This is a genomic window from Leclercia sp. W17 (assembly GCF_003336325.1).
Lineage (GTDB): Bacteria > Pseudomonadota > Gammaproteobacteria > Enterobacterales > Enterobacteriaceae > Enterobacter.
Genome location: NZ_CP031101.1, coordinates 3,325,805 through 3,339,809, shown reverse-complemented (window position 1 = coordinate 3,339,809; position 14,005 = coordinate 3,325,805). Strand labels below are relative to the sequence as shown.

The 14,005-nt window shown below is 55.4% G+C and carries 12 protein-coding genes; 5 read left to right on the top strand and 7 right to left on the bottom strand.

Annotated features, from left to right (window positions below):
• The first annotated feature begins 5 nt into the window (after nucleotides 1-5).
• Both DVA44_RS16565 and DVA44_RS16560 read left to right on the top strand, forming a co-directional pair.
• Nucleotides 6-1,067 carry an SIS domain-containing protein gene (locus DVA44_RS16565; protein WP_114387586.1) on the top strand — a complete coding sequence of 354 codons (1,062 nt, stop codon included), beginning with the start codon at nucleotides 6-8 and terminating at the stop codon, nucleotides 1,065-1,067.
• Between the two features lie 13 nt (nucleotides 1,068-1,080).
• Nucleotides 1,081-2,091, top strand: a complete 1,011-nt coding sequence (locus tag DVA44_RS16560) for an SIS domain-containing protein (protein WP_114387585.1) — start codon at nucleotides 1,081-1,083, stop codon at nucleotides 2,089-2,091.
• Nucleotides 2,092-2,142: 51 nt separating this feature from the next.
• On the opposite strand, the gene rimO is transcribed toward DVA44_RS16560, so the two are convergent.
• Nucleotides 2,143-3,468, bottom strand: coding sequence for a 30S ribosomal protein S12 methylthiotransferase RimO (gene rimO, locus DVA44_RS16555; protein WP_114387584.1), 1,326 nt, complete (start codon nucleotides 3,466-3,468; stop codon nucleotides 2,143-2,145).
• A 248-nt stretch (nucleotides 3,469-3,716) separates the two neighbouring features.
• Between rimO and DVA44_RS16550 the strand changes: the two genes are divergently transcribed.
• A complete protein-coding gene (locus DVA44_RS16550) occupies nucleotides 3,717-4,316 on the top strand; it encodes a hypothetical protein (protein WP_114315524.1) in 600 nt (199 codons plus the stop codon).
• A 50-nt stretch (nucleotides 4,317-4,366) separates the two neighbouring features.
• Here the strand turns inward: DVA44_RS16550 and DVA44_RS16545 are convergent, their stop codons facing one another.
• Genes DVA44_RS16545 through DVA44_RS16525 form a run of 5 tightly spaced genes read right to left on the bottom strand, consistent with a single transcriptional unit; the run spans nucleotide 4,367 to nucleotide 11,452 of the window.
• Nucleotides 4,367-6,475: a dynamin family protein gene (locus DVA44_RS16545; RefSeq protein ID WP_114387583.1), complete on the bottom strand. Its 2,109-nt coding sequence runs from the start codon at nucleotides 6,473-6,475 to the stop codon at nucleotides 4,367-4,369.
• Nucleotides 6,472-7,452, bottom strand: a complete 981-nt coding sequence (locus tag DVA44_RS16540) for a hypothetical protein (protein ID WP_114387582.1) — start codon at nucleotides 7,450-7,452, stop codon at nucleotides 6,472-6,474. The genes DVA44_RS16545 and DVA44_RS16540 overlap by 4 nt, the downstream gene beginning before the upstream one ends.
• Nucleotides 7,445-8,284 carry a hypothetical protein gene (locus tag DVA44_RS16535; RefSeq protein WP_114387581.1) on the bottom strand — a complete coding sequence of 280 codons (840 nt, stop codon included), beginning with the start codon at nucleotides 8,282-8,284 and terminating at the stop codon, nucleotides 7,445-7,447. Before DVA44_RS16535 ends, DVA44_RS16540 begins: the two co-directional genes overlap by 8 nt.
• Nucleotides 8,281-9,798: a dynamin family protein gene (locus DVA44_RS16530; protein WP_114315520.1), complete on the bottom strand. Its 1,518-nt coding sequence runs from the start codon at nucleotides 9,796-9,798 to the stop codon at nucleotides 8,281-8,283. Before DVA44_RS16530 ends, DVA44_RS16535 begins: the two co-directional genes overlap by 4 nt.
• Entirely contained in the window at nucleotides 9,791-11,452 is a 1,662-nt protein-coding gene (locus DVA44_RS16525; RefSeq protein WP_114387580.1) for a dynamin family protein, read from the bottom strand. The genes DVA44_RS16530 and DVA44_RS16525 overlap by 8 nt, the downstream gene beginning before the upstream one ends.
• A 310-nt stretch (nucleotides 11,453-11,762) precedes the next feature.
• On the opposite strand from DVA44_RS16525, the gene bssR reads away from it, so the two are divergent.
• Entirely contained in the window at nucleotides 11,763-12,146 is a 384-nt protein-coding gene (bssR, locus tag DVA44_RS16520) for a biofilm formation regulator BssR (protein ID WP_103823464.1), read from the top strand.
• A gap of 104 nt (nucleotides 12,147-12,250) precedes the next feature.
• A complete protein-coding gene (locus tag DVA44_RS16515; RefSeq protein ID WP_114387579.1) occupies nucleotides 12,251-13,369 on the top strand; it encodes a PQQ-dependent sugar dehydrogenase in 1,119 nt (372 codons plus the stop codon).
• A 1-nt stretch (nucleotide 13,370) separates the two neighbouring features.
• Here the strand turns inward: DVA44_RS16515 and DVA44_RS16510 are convergent, their stop codons facing one another.
• The gene (locus DVA44_RS16510; RefSeq protein ID WP_114387578.1) at nucleotides 13,371-13,997 is read right to left on the bottom strand and encodes a glutathione S-transferase family protein; all 627 of its coding nucleotides are present in this window, start codon (nucleotides 13,995-13,997) and stop codon (nucleotides 13,371-13,373) included.
• Between the last annotated feature and the right edge of the window lie 8 nt (nucleotides 13,998-14,005).

Sequence of the window (14,005 nt, the reverse complement as noted above, 5' to 3'; positions counted from 1 at the left end):
AAACGATGCAACCAACAATGATGACCTATATCGAGGAGCAGCCTGCGGCGCTGGAGAATATTCTCCGGCACTATCCGGCTCATCTCGACTCGCTGGAGGCCTTTGCCCGTCAGCACCCGGTACGCCGTCTGCTGGTGCTGGCGACCGGATCGTCGCTGAATGCGGCGATGTGCGCGCGCTACTTCTTTGAACACCGCTTCGGCCTGCTGGTGGAAATCAAGGAGCCGTACAACTTTGTGCATTATGAAGCCATCGACCCGCACACCGACATGGTGCTGGTGGTCTCCCAAAGCGGAAAAAGCGCCTCGACGCTGGCGGCGATGGAGAAAGTGCAGGCCGCCGGGCTGCCGGTGTTCGCCCTGACGTCGGACCCGGATAGCCCGATAGGTCGCCGCTGCGATCGTGTGCTGGATATCCATACCGGGATCGAGAAAGTGGGGTTTGTGACCCGCGGCTTTAGCGCCACGGTGCTCAATTTGTTGCTGGTAGCGCTCACTCTTGCCCGGGCGCAACAGCAGATTGATGAGCGGGAAGCACAGGACTACCTGAAGGCGCTGCACCAGCTTGCGGCGGCCATCCCCGACACCATCGCCCGCACGGAGGCGTTTTTCGCGCACCATCAGCACATCCTTCAGGAGGGCACACGCTTTGTTGCCATCGGTGAAGGGGCCCTGACCGGGGTGGCGAAGGAGTTTGAGACCAAGTTCACCGAAACGGTGCGTGTGCCGTCCGGCGGATTTGAGCTGGAGGCCTACATGCACGGCCCCTATCTGGAGGCCAACGCTGAGCATGTGATGTTCTTTATTGAGGATGCGCCAAACCCACGCCTGCGGGCGCTCAGGGACTATATGGCTCCGGCGGTTAAACAGGCCTTTCTGGTGACGCTGACGGGCGATGAACAGGAAAATACCCTGGCGCTGAACTGCTCCGTAGATCATCTGCTCTCGCCGCTGCTGTTGATTGTCCCCATGCAAATTCTGGCCTGGCGTACCGCCTGCGCCAAAGGCATCGATCTCTCGGTGCGTATCTTCGATGACTTCGATCGGGTTTTAAAAAGCAAAATATAGCAGGAGAACAACTATGTTAGGTTTTAATCAGGACGAGTACCTGACCAGTGCTCGTGAGATTGTTGCTGCGCGTAAACAGGCGGAACAGGTTGCTGATGAGATTATTCAGCAGGGCTTCAGCACGTTATTTTTCGCCTCGGTAGGGGGATCGCTGGCGCCGATGATGGCCATTAACGCCTTCGCCCGGGAATTAACCGAAATGCCGGTTTATCTTGAACAGGCGGCGGAATTAATTCATGCCGGACATAAACGCTTAAATAAAGATTCCGTGGTGATTACGCTCTCGAAATCGGGGGATACCAAAGAGTCGGTGGCGATTGCCGAATGGTGCAAGGCGCAGGGGATCCGCGTGGTGGCGATCACCAAAAACAGCGACTCACCGCTGGCGAATGCCGCCACCTGGCATATTCCGATGCGGCACAAGAACGGCGTGGAATATGAGTATATGCTGCTCTACTGGGTATTCTTCCGTTTACTGCATCGTAACGGGGAATTCGCGGATTACGACCGCTTCGCCAGCCAGCTGGAGCTGTTACCTGAGAATCTCCTTAACGCCAAAAAGCAATTTGATCCGCAGGCCGATGCCATCGCGCAAAAATACCATACCGCCGATTATATGATGTGGATTGGCGGCGCCGAGATGTGGGGCGAAGTCTATCTCTTCTCGATGTGTATTCTGGAGGAGATGCAGTGGAAGCGCACCAAATCGGTCTCTTCGGCGGAGTTTTTCCACGGCACGCTGGAGCTGCTGGAGAAAGAGGTGCCGCTGTTCCTGGTCAAAGGCGAGGGCAAATGCCGGGCGCTGGACGACCGCGTCGAACGTTTTGCGGCGAAAATTACCGATAACCTGGTGGTATTGGATCCGCGTGATTACACGCTGGCGGGCATTGACGATGCGTTCCGCTGGCTGCTGGCGCCGTGCGTCATCTCAACCCTGCTGGTGGACCGCCTTGCCGCCCACTTCGAGCATTACACCGGCCACAGTCTGGATATCCGCCGTTATTACCGACAGTTTGAGTATTAATCACAATAAAAAAGGGGACGTGACGTCCCCTTAATCTATGTAGCGGTGTGATTAAACCCGGCTGCCCCACAGATCATATTCGTCCGCGTTTTCAACTTTCACGCGCACGATATCGCCCGGTTTCACCTTCGTTTCGCCGTTCAGGTAGACTGCGCCGTCGATTTCCGGGGCGTCGGCCATGCTGCGGCCAATCGCGCCTTCTTCATCCACTTCGTCGATGATCACCAGTATTTCGCGGCCCACTTTCTCCTGCAGACGTTCAGCAGAGATCTGCTGTTGCAGCTGCATGAAGCGGTTCCAGCGCTCTTCTTTTACCTCTTCCGGCACCTGATCCGCCAGTTCGTTGGCGGTCGCCCCTTCAACCGGGCTGTACTTGAAGCAGCCCACGCGATCCAGACGCGCTTCCTTCAGGAAGTCGAGCAGCATCTGGAAATCTTCTTCGGTTTCACCCGGGAAGCCAACGATAAAGGTGGAGCGCAGGGTCAGATCCGGGCAGATTTCACGCCACTGCTTGATGCGCGCCAGCTGGCGGTCAACGGAGCCAGGACGCTTCATCAGCTTCAGGATGCGCGGGCTGGCGTGCTGCAGTGGGATATCCAGATACGGCAGGATTTTGCCTTCCGCCATCAGCGGGATCACGTCGTCCACGTGCGGGTAAGGGTAGACGTAGTGCAGACGCGTCCAGATGCCAAGCTTAGAGAGCTGTTCGCACAGGCCGACCATGCTGGTTTTCACCGGCTCGCCGTTGTGGAAACCGGCGCGGTGCTTCACGTCCACGCCGTAGGCGGAGGTGTCCTGGGAGATCACCAGTAGCTCTTTCACGCCCGCATCGGCCAGACGTTTGGCTTCGGCCAGCACTTCGCCAATCGGACGGCTCACCAGATCGCCACGCATGGACGGGATAATGCAGAAGGTGCAGCGATGGTTGCAGCCTTCGGAAATTTTTAAGTACGCGTAGTGACGGGGGGTGAGCTTCACGCCCTGTTCCGGCACCAGGCTCAGGAACGGGTTATGCTTTGGTTTTGGCACATAGTGATGCACATGTTCCAGCACCTGCTCGTAACTGTGCGGACCGGTGATTTCCAGCACCTTAGGGTGGACTTCGCGGATCTGATCGACTTTGGCACCCAGGCAACCGGTGACAATCACCTTGCCGTTTTCGGTGAGTGCTTCACCGATGGCTTCCAGAGACTCCTGTACGGCGCTATCGATAAAGCCACAGGTGTTAACGATCACCATGTCGGCGTTGTCGTAGCTTGGTACCACGTCATAGCCTTCGGTGCGAAGCTCGGTCAGGATACGTTCGGAATCCACCAGGTTTTTCGGGCAGCCCAGAGAGACGAAGCCGATTTTCGGCTGGTGTGTCACATTGCTCATAGATTAAAAAGTAGTCAGTTATGGAGTTATCAGGGCAGGGATTGTACAGATTTCCGCGCAGGAATTATAGGGGAGATACAGGAGCATCAGCGAAACATTTGTGGGAGAGATTTCCTGCCGCCCCGGCCGTCATTTTCTGTTCTTTACTTGTATTATAAAAGTGTCGGATTCGGGTTAAAGTTGTTTTTTTATATGCCGATAAATAATGAAATCAATGACATGCTTTGCTCTTTCATTCAGGGATATTTATGGCAGTTAACGGTGATATAAAGGTTCTGGAAGGTGCTTTAACCGCGTTTTTTGCGCACAAAAACACGAAGGAAAAACTCTCCCATATCCTCGATAAAAAAGCGAATGACTGGGAAAAATGGCTGCAGATAGAGTTCGAATTTTTCCTTGAGCATTATTTAGATTTTTCAGCGAAACGGGAATTACGAGCAATTACGGATAAAAGACACCAAAGTGGTCGACAACATGTAATTGTTGATCTCATTTTCAGGAAAAAATACACGCGGCTGGACAGGTTTATTTATGTTGAATTTAAGCTTGCCAGACGAGCAACGGAACTTGTCGAAAGTATCGCGACGGATTTGATTAAAAATTATGAAGTCGTGAACTCCCATTTCGCGAAAGCAAAACAAAAACGTCGGTCAATATGGGGAGTGGGTTTTTACCGGGATTTCTCATCGCTGACCGTTAATCGGGCCGATGAAAGGCTAAGCGGGCTGAAACAAGAGGGGTTTAGCTACCGGCATGACCCGGTATATATCTGTAAGTGCAGGGGCAGTAAGCACAAGGATAGCTGCCATGCGATTGGCATGGTGATTGTGGGTGCCGAGGCAGCATAAGATATACCATCGGCTGGCCGTTTCCCGGCCAGCATGATAATCACATAGCCTTACTCTAACTGGCTCAATAGTGCGCGGTACGCGCCGGTCTCGCTCTCTTTGCGCTCCAGACCTTGCTCGATTTCGCTGAACTCCTGTTGCAGGCTCTGACTGAGCGTCTCCTGCAGGCCGTTCTTCAACGTCTCAAGCTGAGCAAAAATCGACTGCGTACCCGCGTCCAGCTGCTTTGCCAGCGTGTCAAACATCGACCCGAGTGCCCGATCCAGCGCCTGTTGCAATTTTTGCTTATCTTCACTGCTTTTAATTTCGCCCTGGAAGGGGATCATCACCTGGGATTCATCCGCCTCCAGCACCAGCTTCGGCATTGCCAGCCCGTAAATGGCGCTTTCCAGCGCCCCGCGGAACAGTGCAGGGTCGAACTGCTCGCTGTCGGTATTCAGGTGGTGAACCAGCGCCTGACGGAGAGCACTTTTCAGCGCCGCAGGCTCGATCAGCTGGTTAAAGTGCTGGCGGATCTGGCTGGCGCAGGCCCGGCTGTACTGGCGGATCTGCTCGATGGCGTCCTGTGCGTTGAAATACTGATAGGCTACGGAGGTGGTGCCATATTCGGTACGGGTACTACCCCAGCTCCAGGGCTTGTACCAGGTCGAATCACTGACCTCATATGAGTACCGCTCCTGCTGATACCCGGTATGCGACTGTAGCTGGCGGAAGCGGGTAATATCATCGCTCAGCCTGCCACTGACGCGCAGGGTCTCAGTTCGTGCCTTGTGCAGCGTGTCGCCGATGATGGTGCGCAGCTCGGCGGCAATGCCTTCCAGCCGTTTGCGGCACTGGGACTGCTGCTGACGTAAGCTCTGTAGATCCTGGGTTTCGAGGCTGGAAATACGATCGTTAATGCGGGTACGCAGGCGCGTGACAATCTCAGCGAACTGTCCCGCCGATTCACAGGTAAAGCCTTCCCGCTGCTTTGTCAGTAGCGGGAGGCGGTCCTCACGTGCCTGCTGCCACTCCGCCTGCAGAGGGGAGAAGTTTGCAATACGTTCCCAGTCCTGCTGAGTAAAAGGCTCCGGCCAGCAATCTTCGGCCATTTCCTGCAGCCCACCAAAAGTGTGCAGCATGCTCTGGCTCCACTTCTCCTGCGGCCAGTGGGCAAATCCCCAGGCAAAGGTGCTGGCGAATACCGGGCTGGCTAAGCGCTCGAGGATCGCGGCGCGCGCCTCGTTGCCGTTGTCACGCTGAAACGCAACCAGCTGTTGCGCTTTGTTTTGCGCGATACGCAGCAGGCGGGTCTGAATATTCTCTTCCGTTGCCGCCAGCGAATCACGATCGTAGCCATCGTCGAGGATCACCGAGTCATACTGTCCGGCGACGAGCACCAGTCGTTTCACCCCTTTGCCCGGGAGCTGTTCTCCCAGCAGCCGGATATCGGCATCATCCAGGAACTGGCTGCAGCGGGAGAGGAAAAAGACCACGTCGCAGTTGGCCATATAGTCGCGCGTTTTTTGCGAACGGCTTTGTACAGGGTCGTTCATCCCCGGGGTGTCCACCACCTCAAAGCCTTTCAGGGCATCGTCCGGAAGAGTGAGCACCGTGGATTTGACCAGCGCGGTATACTGACCATCGTTGCCGGTAAACTGGTTCAGCAACCCCTGCAGTTCGCTGATATCACTGGCAAGAACCACTTCGGTGTGGTTTTCCAGGCGCGCCACTTTCTGCCAGTGGGCGGCGAAATCAATCTGCTTCTCCGCCGACATACCGAGCAGTTCTGTGGCGACTTTCTGACTGTCGCTGCCGGATGCCTGGCCGGCCTGCTCTTCGATCTGTTGCCACTCCTGCTGGCTGTAATACTCCACCTGCAGGCTATGCTGTTCGCCATAGCCAATCCGCGTCAGGTTGGCGGTTTTCGGCGTGGCGGCTTCGGGCAGGATCGGACGTCCATCAAAAAGCAGGGTGTTGAGAAAGGTGCTTTTTCCGGCTTTGACCTGGCCCATGATGCCAATATTGAGCGTCTGCTCTTTATGCTGCCAGCGGGCGAGTTTCTGCTTATAGTCCTGCGCCAGCGCCTTTAGCGCATCCAGTTCGGTGGTAAAGGTGTGGGGGACGCTGGCGCAGGCGTCGAGGTTTTTTTCAATGCGCTGGAGTAATGGTGCGGTCATTTGGATCCCTTAATGAAGGCGCTTACGTTGATTGAATGTTCGACGTTGTTATTGCGCAAAAACTGGTGAACTTTGTGAGAAATTCCTCCGAGCTGGTTATTTGATAGTTCCAGTTTTCTTAGCTTATTAAGGTAACAAATGGAGTCAGGTAAATGGCTGAGCCTTCCATAACTTCCTATTTTAATTGACATTAACGAAGCTGGGAGGGAGCTAAGAGCAGGGAAAGTGGTAATGTTAAAAGAGTCAAAAACCAAAGTTTGCAGATTTTCCAGAAGCGTAAAACCCGGCGGGAACGGGGTGATATATTGCCAGGTATTGGAATAAAGATTGATCTCCTCAATTTCCAGTAAATCGCTAATGTTTTTAGCCGGAATTACGATGTTGAGTTTATTTTCGTTAATCCATGATTTTAATCCAACGAAAAGCAGCTCAATATAACTCATAAGAAATTCCCGCCAGACGCTCATCTCACGGATACCCAACAGCAACTCTGAGGCCTTTTTCTCACCCACCGGCAGGCCCAGAATCAGACAGGCGATATAGACCACGTTCTCCATCTCCTCCTGGCTGATCCCCAACATTGCCGCCAGTGCTTCAAGCAGGGCGGTCTGGCTGGAGGTCAACGGCCCGTTTACCCGGCAAAACACCAGACAGTCGAGCAGTAAACAGATCTGACCGGCGCTCTCACGCACAGCGTTGAGTGCCTCGTCCAGCCCCTCTTCACCGAACCGGGTCGCCAGCTGGCACAGCTCCGCCTGACGGCCTTCCATACCAATCGCTGGCAGCCAGAGCTGGAGCATGCGCTGCTGATATTCGCTGATTGGACTGTGGCTCAGCATTACCATAAAGAGCAGAGCGCAATAATGGCGGCGGCTGTTCTCGTTTTCGTCCGCAAGGGTGTGGGCGCTGTACGGGTTTTCTTTCAGGCGTAGCTTATCCAGCTGCTGCAAAATGGCTAAAGCGTTAATCTCAGTCATGGTGATCCCCTGTTAAAAAGCTGTGCCAGGCGTTGTAAGCCGGTGGAAGGGGGATGATTTCGAAGAGGGGTTCTCCTTTTTTGCCGTATGCGCTATCAGCATCCTGGTTGGCGTCCATGACGATACGAATGACGATACCCTTACTGGAGACCAGCGCAAAACGGCACAGCATATAACCCAGAAACGCGTTATATGCTGTGCCCGAGGAATTCTTCGTTTTGAAAACGTAGCTCCCCTTTTTCATAATCTGGTTAACCTGCGGCATGCCGTTGTGGATAATTTTGTCTTTCAACTGCGTATCTGACGGGAACAGCTGTTCAACTCGCGCGGTCTTTACCACTGTCAACGCGCCAGAAAAAGCCTCAACCGAAGTCTTAATCCCGAGCAGTCGCAGGCTCCAGAAGTTAATCAGCATGATCTGCTTGTCTGCCAGCCCACATATTTTTGCCAGCCAGCCCAGACGCTCAACCTGCAGCGGTGCCAGCGGGCCGGTAATGCGTTGCAACACGGCAAAATCAAACATCAGTGCCTGCGCTGCATGCTTAGTCTGTCCAAGGTTGCGAACTATACGGGCCAGTCCTTCGCTATCCAGTTTTGCTGACTGCTGCAGATAATGCGCTAGCGGGAACGCGGGCTGGATGGATGCGATCAGCATCGTGATCAGCCGCTGCTGGGCTTCAGTGAGCGCGCCATTTTCCAGCAGCAGGGCCGCAAGCAGGATCAAATAATCGTCTTTCAACGCCGCGTCGTTCCCAGCGATAAAATGCGCATCCAGCGGCTCCAGCTGTAAGCGTGCGCCACTCATCAGCGCATCAAAATTTCCTGTGGTCATGCGTTCTCTCCATTGCTCAGGGCCTGTAATGAGGCGTAGTGCGTACTGTCGCGCTTGAGCAGTTCATCGAGGCGGGTCAGGGGCTTATTCTCCATTAGCGGCTGCCACAGTTGATCGTTACTGACGCTGTCACGGCGCAACACGTGGTCGAGGTTATCCATGGGCAGATTACGGGTAAGGGGGTGCCACAGCTCGGGATCCACTTCTTGAAGATCCAAACCGCATTCGTCCGCAAGCGCCAGCAGCAGGCTTTGCAGATTCACCGGGGCGTATTGCAGCATCGACAGGCTGTCCGGCTCTTCGAGTGGGATCGCCAGTCGTTCGCCCAGCGTCTTCAGGATGCTGAAGAACTGCTGCTGGATCTCGCTTAATGCCTGGCAAACCTCCTCCAGCTGGTAGAGATTGCCGCGGCTATTACGCTGCAGGCTCTGAATATCGGACTGGGTGCTCGCATCATCGCTCAGGGTCAAAATGCGGTTGAACTTACTGAGCTGGCGTTGCCCCTCCTGGCGCGCCTCATCGAGATAATTTTCATACGCCATAAACTGGCGCTTAAATTGCCGCGTAAAGCCCGGGTCGCGCCAGACCTGATTCCATTGGGTCAGGTAGTCTGTCAGGGGAGTAATGGACCACGGCTGACGCGGGCGGGTGGAGAAGGGCAGCACGTCCAGCACATTGATACCGCGCTGGGCCAGCGTCTCGCGCACCAGGCTAACAATATTCCCTACGGCCTCTTCGGGATGCTTATCGGCGCGGCTGACGACAATAAGTTTGGGGATCTGCTTGCCCAGCGAGGCCAGAAACGCAATGTCATCTTCGGTGATGGTGCCCTTATCGGCTGGCACCAGCCAGATGATGAACTGGGCGCTGTTAAGCTGGCTACGCGCCACGCTGGCGTCGGTGCGAGCGCTGCCTTCCTCGTCGGCTTTGCTGTAGCCGGGGGTATCCAGCAGCGCCAGGTTCTCCCAGTTGAAGCCGTTATGCGCCACCACCACAGATTTCAACATCCGGCTCACCTGGCTGCCGTAGCGTTCAAGTTCCTCATGGGTGAGGGTACGAAACTGGCTGTGGCTCAGGGTAATCAGACGGTTAAACAGATTGATGGCTTTGACGTCCGGCGTCTCCTGTTCTCCCTGTACCAGATAGGTTGGCAGGGAGGTGGTGGGATCCACTTCGGTGACCAGACACTTGCGATCGCCTACCAGCGCGTTAATCAGGGACGATTTCCCGGCGCTGAAGCTCCCGCCAAGCCCGACCACTACTTTGCCGGACAGCGCCGGATATTCACAAAACTCACGGAACCGCACCATTTCGTGACGCAGAGCGCGCAGAATATCGGTGAACATGGGCGGGCTGCCGCGACGTGCCAGGGCGGGAAGATCATGCTCAATCAGATCCTCCAGCGCACGCAGCAGGGCTTCATCTTCTTTTGCCGCACCGCCGGGACGATCTTCACAGGCCTGGCAGAGCAGGGCGTAGCGATCACGCAGGGTGCTTTCGTCCAGATCAACCATGGTTGAACTCCTGTAACCATGCCAGCATCTGCGTCAGTGCCGCGCTGTCCTGCTGCCGGGCCTGCTGGCGCTGCGCCTCGGCGGCCTGTTCTGTTTTCAGCTCGCGGGCCTTGAGTTCCAGCGTTTGTCGTACTGTTGCCATCTCCTTATCCGCTGCACGGGAAATGGACTGCATTACCTCATCAATGGTGTTGCTGAGCCCACGAGCAATGTCGGGTTCCGCAGTCGAACAGCAGGACGGGATCACGGTGTTAATCACGTGCCGACGAGTCTCTTCCTGCTGCTGACGCTGAATCAGCTCCTGGCTACCGCGCTGAAATAAACCTTCCAGCGTAGAGATGATGATCGGTGCTAACACTTTACCCATCGGGATGCGGGTAATCAGATTGATGGCCGCAGGCAGAATGTAAGAGAGGGTACTTTTAATCAGCTCTGCACTCGATTCACTGGCTTTAAAACGATACGCGTAGGGCGTCTCCTGCATCGGCAACCCGTCCGGTAGCTGCAGGTGCCCCAGCTCTCTTTGAATCACGGGCTTAAGATAGCGTTCAAGTCCCTGGGACCAGGACATGCGCAGGGCATGGCCGATCGTCCCGCTCACGTCTTCACCGTTGAGCAGCGCCCGGGTGAGCGTCTCGAGCTGGCTGTTAAGGCGGCTGGCGAAATCATTAACAATGGCACGCCTGGCGACCTCTTGCTGCTCGTGTAGCCGGGTGGTGACATGCTGAAGGTCCGCCTGCATGCGTTGATACTGCGCTGATAGTAATTCGCGCTCGCTTTCGATCTCGCTCAGCGTCTGGTTATGGCTCTGCGCCAGCTGGTCGATACGCACCAGCAGATCTCGCACGCATTGCTGCACCGGCAGGCCGATGGCCCGGTGCCAGAAACGGTGCTGTAATGGCAGCAGTACCGGCAGCGCCGTGGCCAATTCGTTGGCATTTTTTCGCTGTGTGCGGCATACGGCGAGCAGCGGTTTACCCGTCAGGGCTTCAATTTGCTGACGAACGTGCGCCAACACCGCCTCAACGTCCTCCGGGGTTTTCTTATCGCATTTAGTGATGACCAGCATCATGGGCTTGTCATGAACCGCCAGCTCCTCAACGATCTTCCGCAGGCTCTCTTTCAGTACCCCCTCATCGACGCTGACCACTACCGCATAGGCAGCGCTGCGATCTAGATAGTTATCAATCGCCAGCGAATGCTGTGCAATGCCAGATTCCCAACCGGGCATATCCACCAGCGTCATGCCTTCCAGCGCGGCCAGCGTAGCGTCAGGCAACGTGATATCGACGACATTCTGCGGATCATGTTCGCCAAAGGCCTGCGTTTTTAATGCCTCACGGCTTAGCGGCAACAGGGACCCATCTTTGCGGCGCAGGACAATTGACTCCAGGGGAGCATAACGGAGTTCGGTCGGCAGGCTGGTTTCGGGATCGATGGCGACTGACAGCAAGTTATCCTGCAACAGTGTGTTGATGAGCGACGATTTACCGGCGCTAAAGGCACCAATGAGCGGCAGACGCACGGAGAAAGTACGAATATTTTCTTCAATCGTGTTCAGCTGTTCTGCGGGGAATTCGTATCGCTGCCAGTATGCGCGCAACGCGGGAAGTTGAGTATCAATCAGGGCGTGTTCTGGCTGGGAGAGCATCATATCTTTCCTTTAATAATCAGCGTACATCATGTTATTAACGGCAGTTCCGCAGGAAAATTAAGGTTAATCGCGTATTAAATGTGATATCTATTTCTGCCGTGAATGACACACACTCTACGCGAGGTCACTGACAGAGGATGTCATTGTAATAGCGAAGCGGAAGGTGGAGTGCGCTGCAGCTCACTTCGTCGGTTGTTTTAACATTGTAAATTTAGGTAGTCCGTCGCGGATTATTGACTTGACGCATTAAATTGCACAAAAAATAGACATAATCTGAAGATGTTCTAAAGCTGACAAGGGAGGAAAAAGCATGTCCGTTGACAGACTGAAACGCGATCTTCTTAACAAGATGATCAACGCCCGAATCGATCTCGCGGCCTATCTGCAGTTGAGGAAAGCGAAGGGGTATATGTCAGTCAGCGAAAGCGACCATCTGCGTGACAACTTCTTTGAACTTTGTACTTACATGCGTGAAAAAGCGCCTGAACTGAGGGCGCACTGCAATGCTGAGGAGCAGGCGATGCTCTATCGTGCCGCCGGTTCGCTCACCACTGCAGGCGTCTGTATGATGACCGGCAACCATGATTGCCCGACGTTCATCGCCGTCAACGCAGAGAAGCTGGAAAACTGTCTGAACGATCTCACTCTCTGCATCCAGTATCTGAAATCGCATACACCGCTGATTCAGAGCTGACCTTGGGGGAGGCAACTCCCCCATCTGCTTAAGCTTTTGTAAAATTAATAATGCCCCTGCGCTGAGTGGCTACCTTTAAGGCATACGTCGAAAAGGAGTACGTCATGCGTCGATCCTCGCTTATTTCCCTGCCATTGTTGCTAATCTCCGCCTCGCTGTTTGCCGCACCAGCCGAAGTGAAGGTTTCGGTGCTGCAAAATAAACTCGATCACCCCTGGGCGCTGGCGTTTTTGCCGCAGGATCAGGGGATGCTCATCACGTTGAAAGGCGGACAGCTTAAGCGCTGGCAGGCGGGCAAAGGTCTTTCCGATCCCATCGTCGGCGTGCCGAAGGTCTGGGCTAACGGCCAGGGCGGGTTGCTTGACGTGGCGCTGGCCCCTGACTTTGCCACGTCGCGCCGGGTCTGGCTGAGCTATGCCGAAGCGGGGGATGACGGTAAAGCGGGCACGGCGGTAGGGTATGGCCGTCTTAGCGACGACAATACCCGGCTGGAGGGCTTCAAGGTGATCTTCCGCCAGCAGCCAAAACTCTCCACCGGCAATCACTTTGGTGGCCGGCTGGTGTTCGACGGGAAAGGCTATCTCTATATCGCACTGGGCGAGAATAACCAGCGGCCCACCGCCCAGGATCTGGACAAGCTGCAGGGCAAAGTGGTGCGCCTCACCGACCAGGGGGCCGTACCGGACGATAATCCGTTCGTAAACCGCCAGGGCGCACGACCCGAGATCTGGTCTTACGGCATCCGTAACCCGCAGGGGTTAGCCATGAACCCGTGGAGCGATACGCTGTGGCTTAATGAGCACGGCCCACGCGGCGGCGATGAGATTAATATTCCGGAAAAGGGCAAAAACTACGGCTGGCCGCTGGCGACGCACGGCATCAATTACAGCGGATTGCCGATACCGGAAGCGAAGGGTGAACAGGTGGAAGGCACCGAGCCGCCGCTGTTTGTCTGGAAACAGTCCCCGGCCATCAGCGGCATGGCCTTCTATAACAGCGATCGTTTCCCGCAGTGGAAGAACAAACTCTTTATCGGCGCGCTGAAAGACAAAGATGTGATTGTGCTGAACGTCAACGGCAATCGCGTCACGGAAGAGGGGCGTATTCTGGGGGATCGCAATCAGCGGGTTCGCGATGTGCGGGTAGGGCCGGATGGCTATTTATACGTACTCACCGATGAGTCGGACGGGCAGCTGTTGAAGGTCAGCCCGTCCGGGGCATAGCTTAGCTGACCGGGATCATCACCACGTTGCGGTACGCCGGGCGCTCGCTCAGGTTGGTCAGCCAGCGCGCCAGATTGGGGCGGGGCGCCCACTCAAGATCGACGTTGGTGAGGTTCCAGACAAACGGTGCGACGGCGATATCACCCACGCCAAACTCATCGCCCGACAGCCACGGTTGTTTCGCGAGAGCCTCATCCAGCATGGCGAACAGGGATTCACAGCTCTCTTTTGCTGCGTTAATCGCCGTATAGTTACGTTCGGCTTCCGGGGTTCTCACCAGCCCCATCAGGATCACACGGTGGGCGGGCGAGAGCGTCTGGTTGGCCCAGTCCATCCACTTCTCGCCGACGGCACGCTTCGCGGGCGCATCGATCCACAGACGATTCTGTCCGTATTGCGCCGCAAGGTAGCGCACAATAGCGTTGGACTCCCACAGCGTCAGGTCGGTTTCATCATCGCGCAGCAGCGGCACCAGGCCATTGGGGTTCATCGCCAGGTACTCCGCCTCTTTATTCACCCCGTACTGCATCCCCGCCATGATCTGGGTAAAGGGTAAATCGAGCTCTTCCAGCGTCCAGAGCACCTTTTTGACGTTCGTTGAATTGTTCCGGCCCCACAAAGTAATCATAATAACCC

What these genes read in the sequence shown, in the direction of transcription:
- DVA44_RS16565 (WP_114387586.1), top strand. Translation starts at nt 6, where the DNA reads ATGCAACCAACAATGATGACCTATATCGAGGAGCAGCCTGCGGCGCTG.
- DVA44_RS16560 (WP_114387585.1), top strand. Translation starts at nt 1,081, where the DNA reads ATGTTAGGTTTTAATCAGGACGAGTACCTGACCAGTGCTCGTGAGATT.
- rimO (WP_114387584.1), bottom strand. Translation starts at nt 3,468, where the DNA reads ATGAGCAATGTGACACACCAGCCGAAAATCGGCTTCGTCTCTCTGGGC.
- DVA44_RS16550 (WP_114315524.1), top strand. Translation starts at nt 3,717, where the DNA reads ATGGCAGTTAACGGTGATATAAAGGTTCTGGAAGGTGCTTTAACCGCG.
- DVA44_RS16545 (WP_114387583.1), bottom strand. Translation starts at nt 6,475, where the DNA reads ATGACCGCACCATTACTCCAGCGCATTGAAAAAAACCTCGACGCCTGC.
- DVA44_RS16540 (WP_114387582.1), bottom strand. Translation starts at nt 7,452, where the DNA reads ATGACTGAGATTAACGCTTTAGCCATTTTGCAGCAGCTGGATAAGCTA.
- DVA44_RS16535 (WP_114387581.1), bottom strand. Translation starts at nt 8,284, where the DNA reads ATGACCACAGGAAATTTTGATGCGCTGATGAGTGGCGCACGCTTACAG.
- DVA44_RS16530 (WP_114315520.1), bottom strand. Translation starts at nt 9,798, where the DNA reads ATGGTTGATCTGGACGAAAGCACCCTGCGTGATCGCTACGCCCTGCTC.
- DVA44_RS16525 (WP_114387580.1), bottom strand. Translation starts at nt 11,452, where the DNA reads ATGATGCTCTCCCAGCCAGAACACGCCCTGATTGATACTCAACTTCCC.
- bssR (WP_103823464.1), top strand. Translation starts at nt 11,763, where the DNA reads ATGTCCGTTGACAGACTGAAACGCGATCTTCTTAACAAGATGATCAAC.
- DVA44_RS16515 (WP_114387579.1), top strand. Translation starts at nt 12,251, where the DNA reads ATGCGTCGATCCTCGCTTATTTCCCTGCCATTGTTGCTAATCTCCGCC.
- DVA44_RS16510 (WP_114387578.1), bottom strand. Translation starts at nt 13,997, where the DNA reads ATGATTACTTTGTGGGGCCGGAACAATTCAACGAACGTCAAAAAGGTG.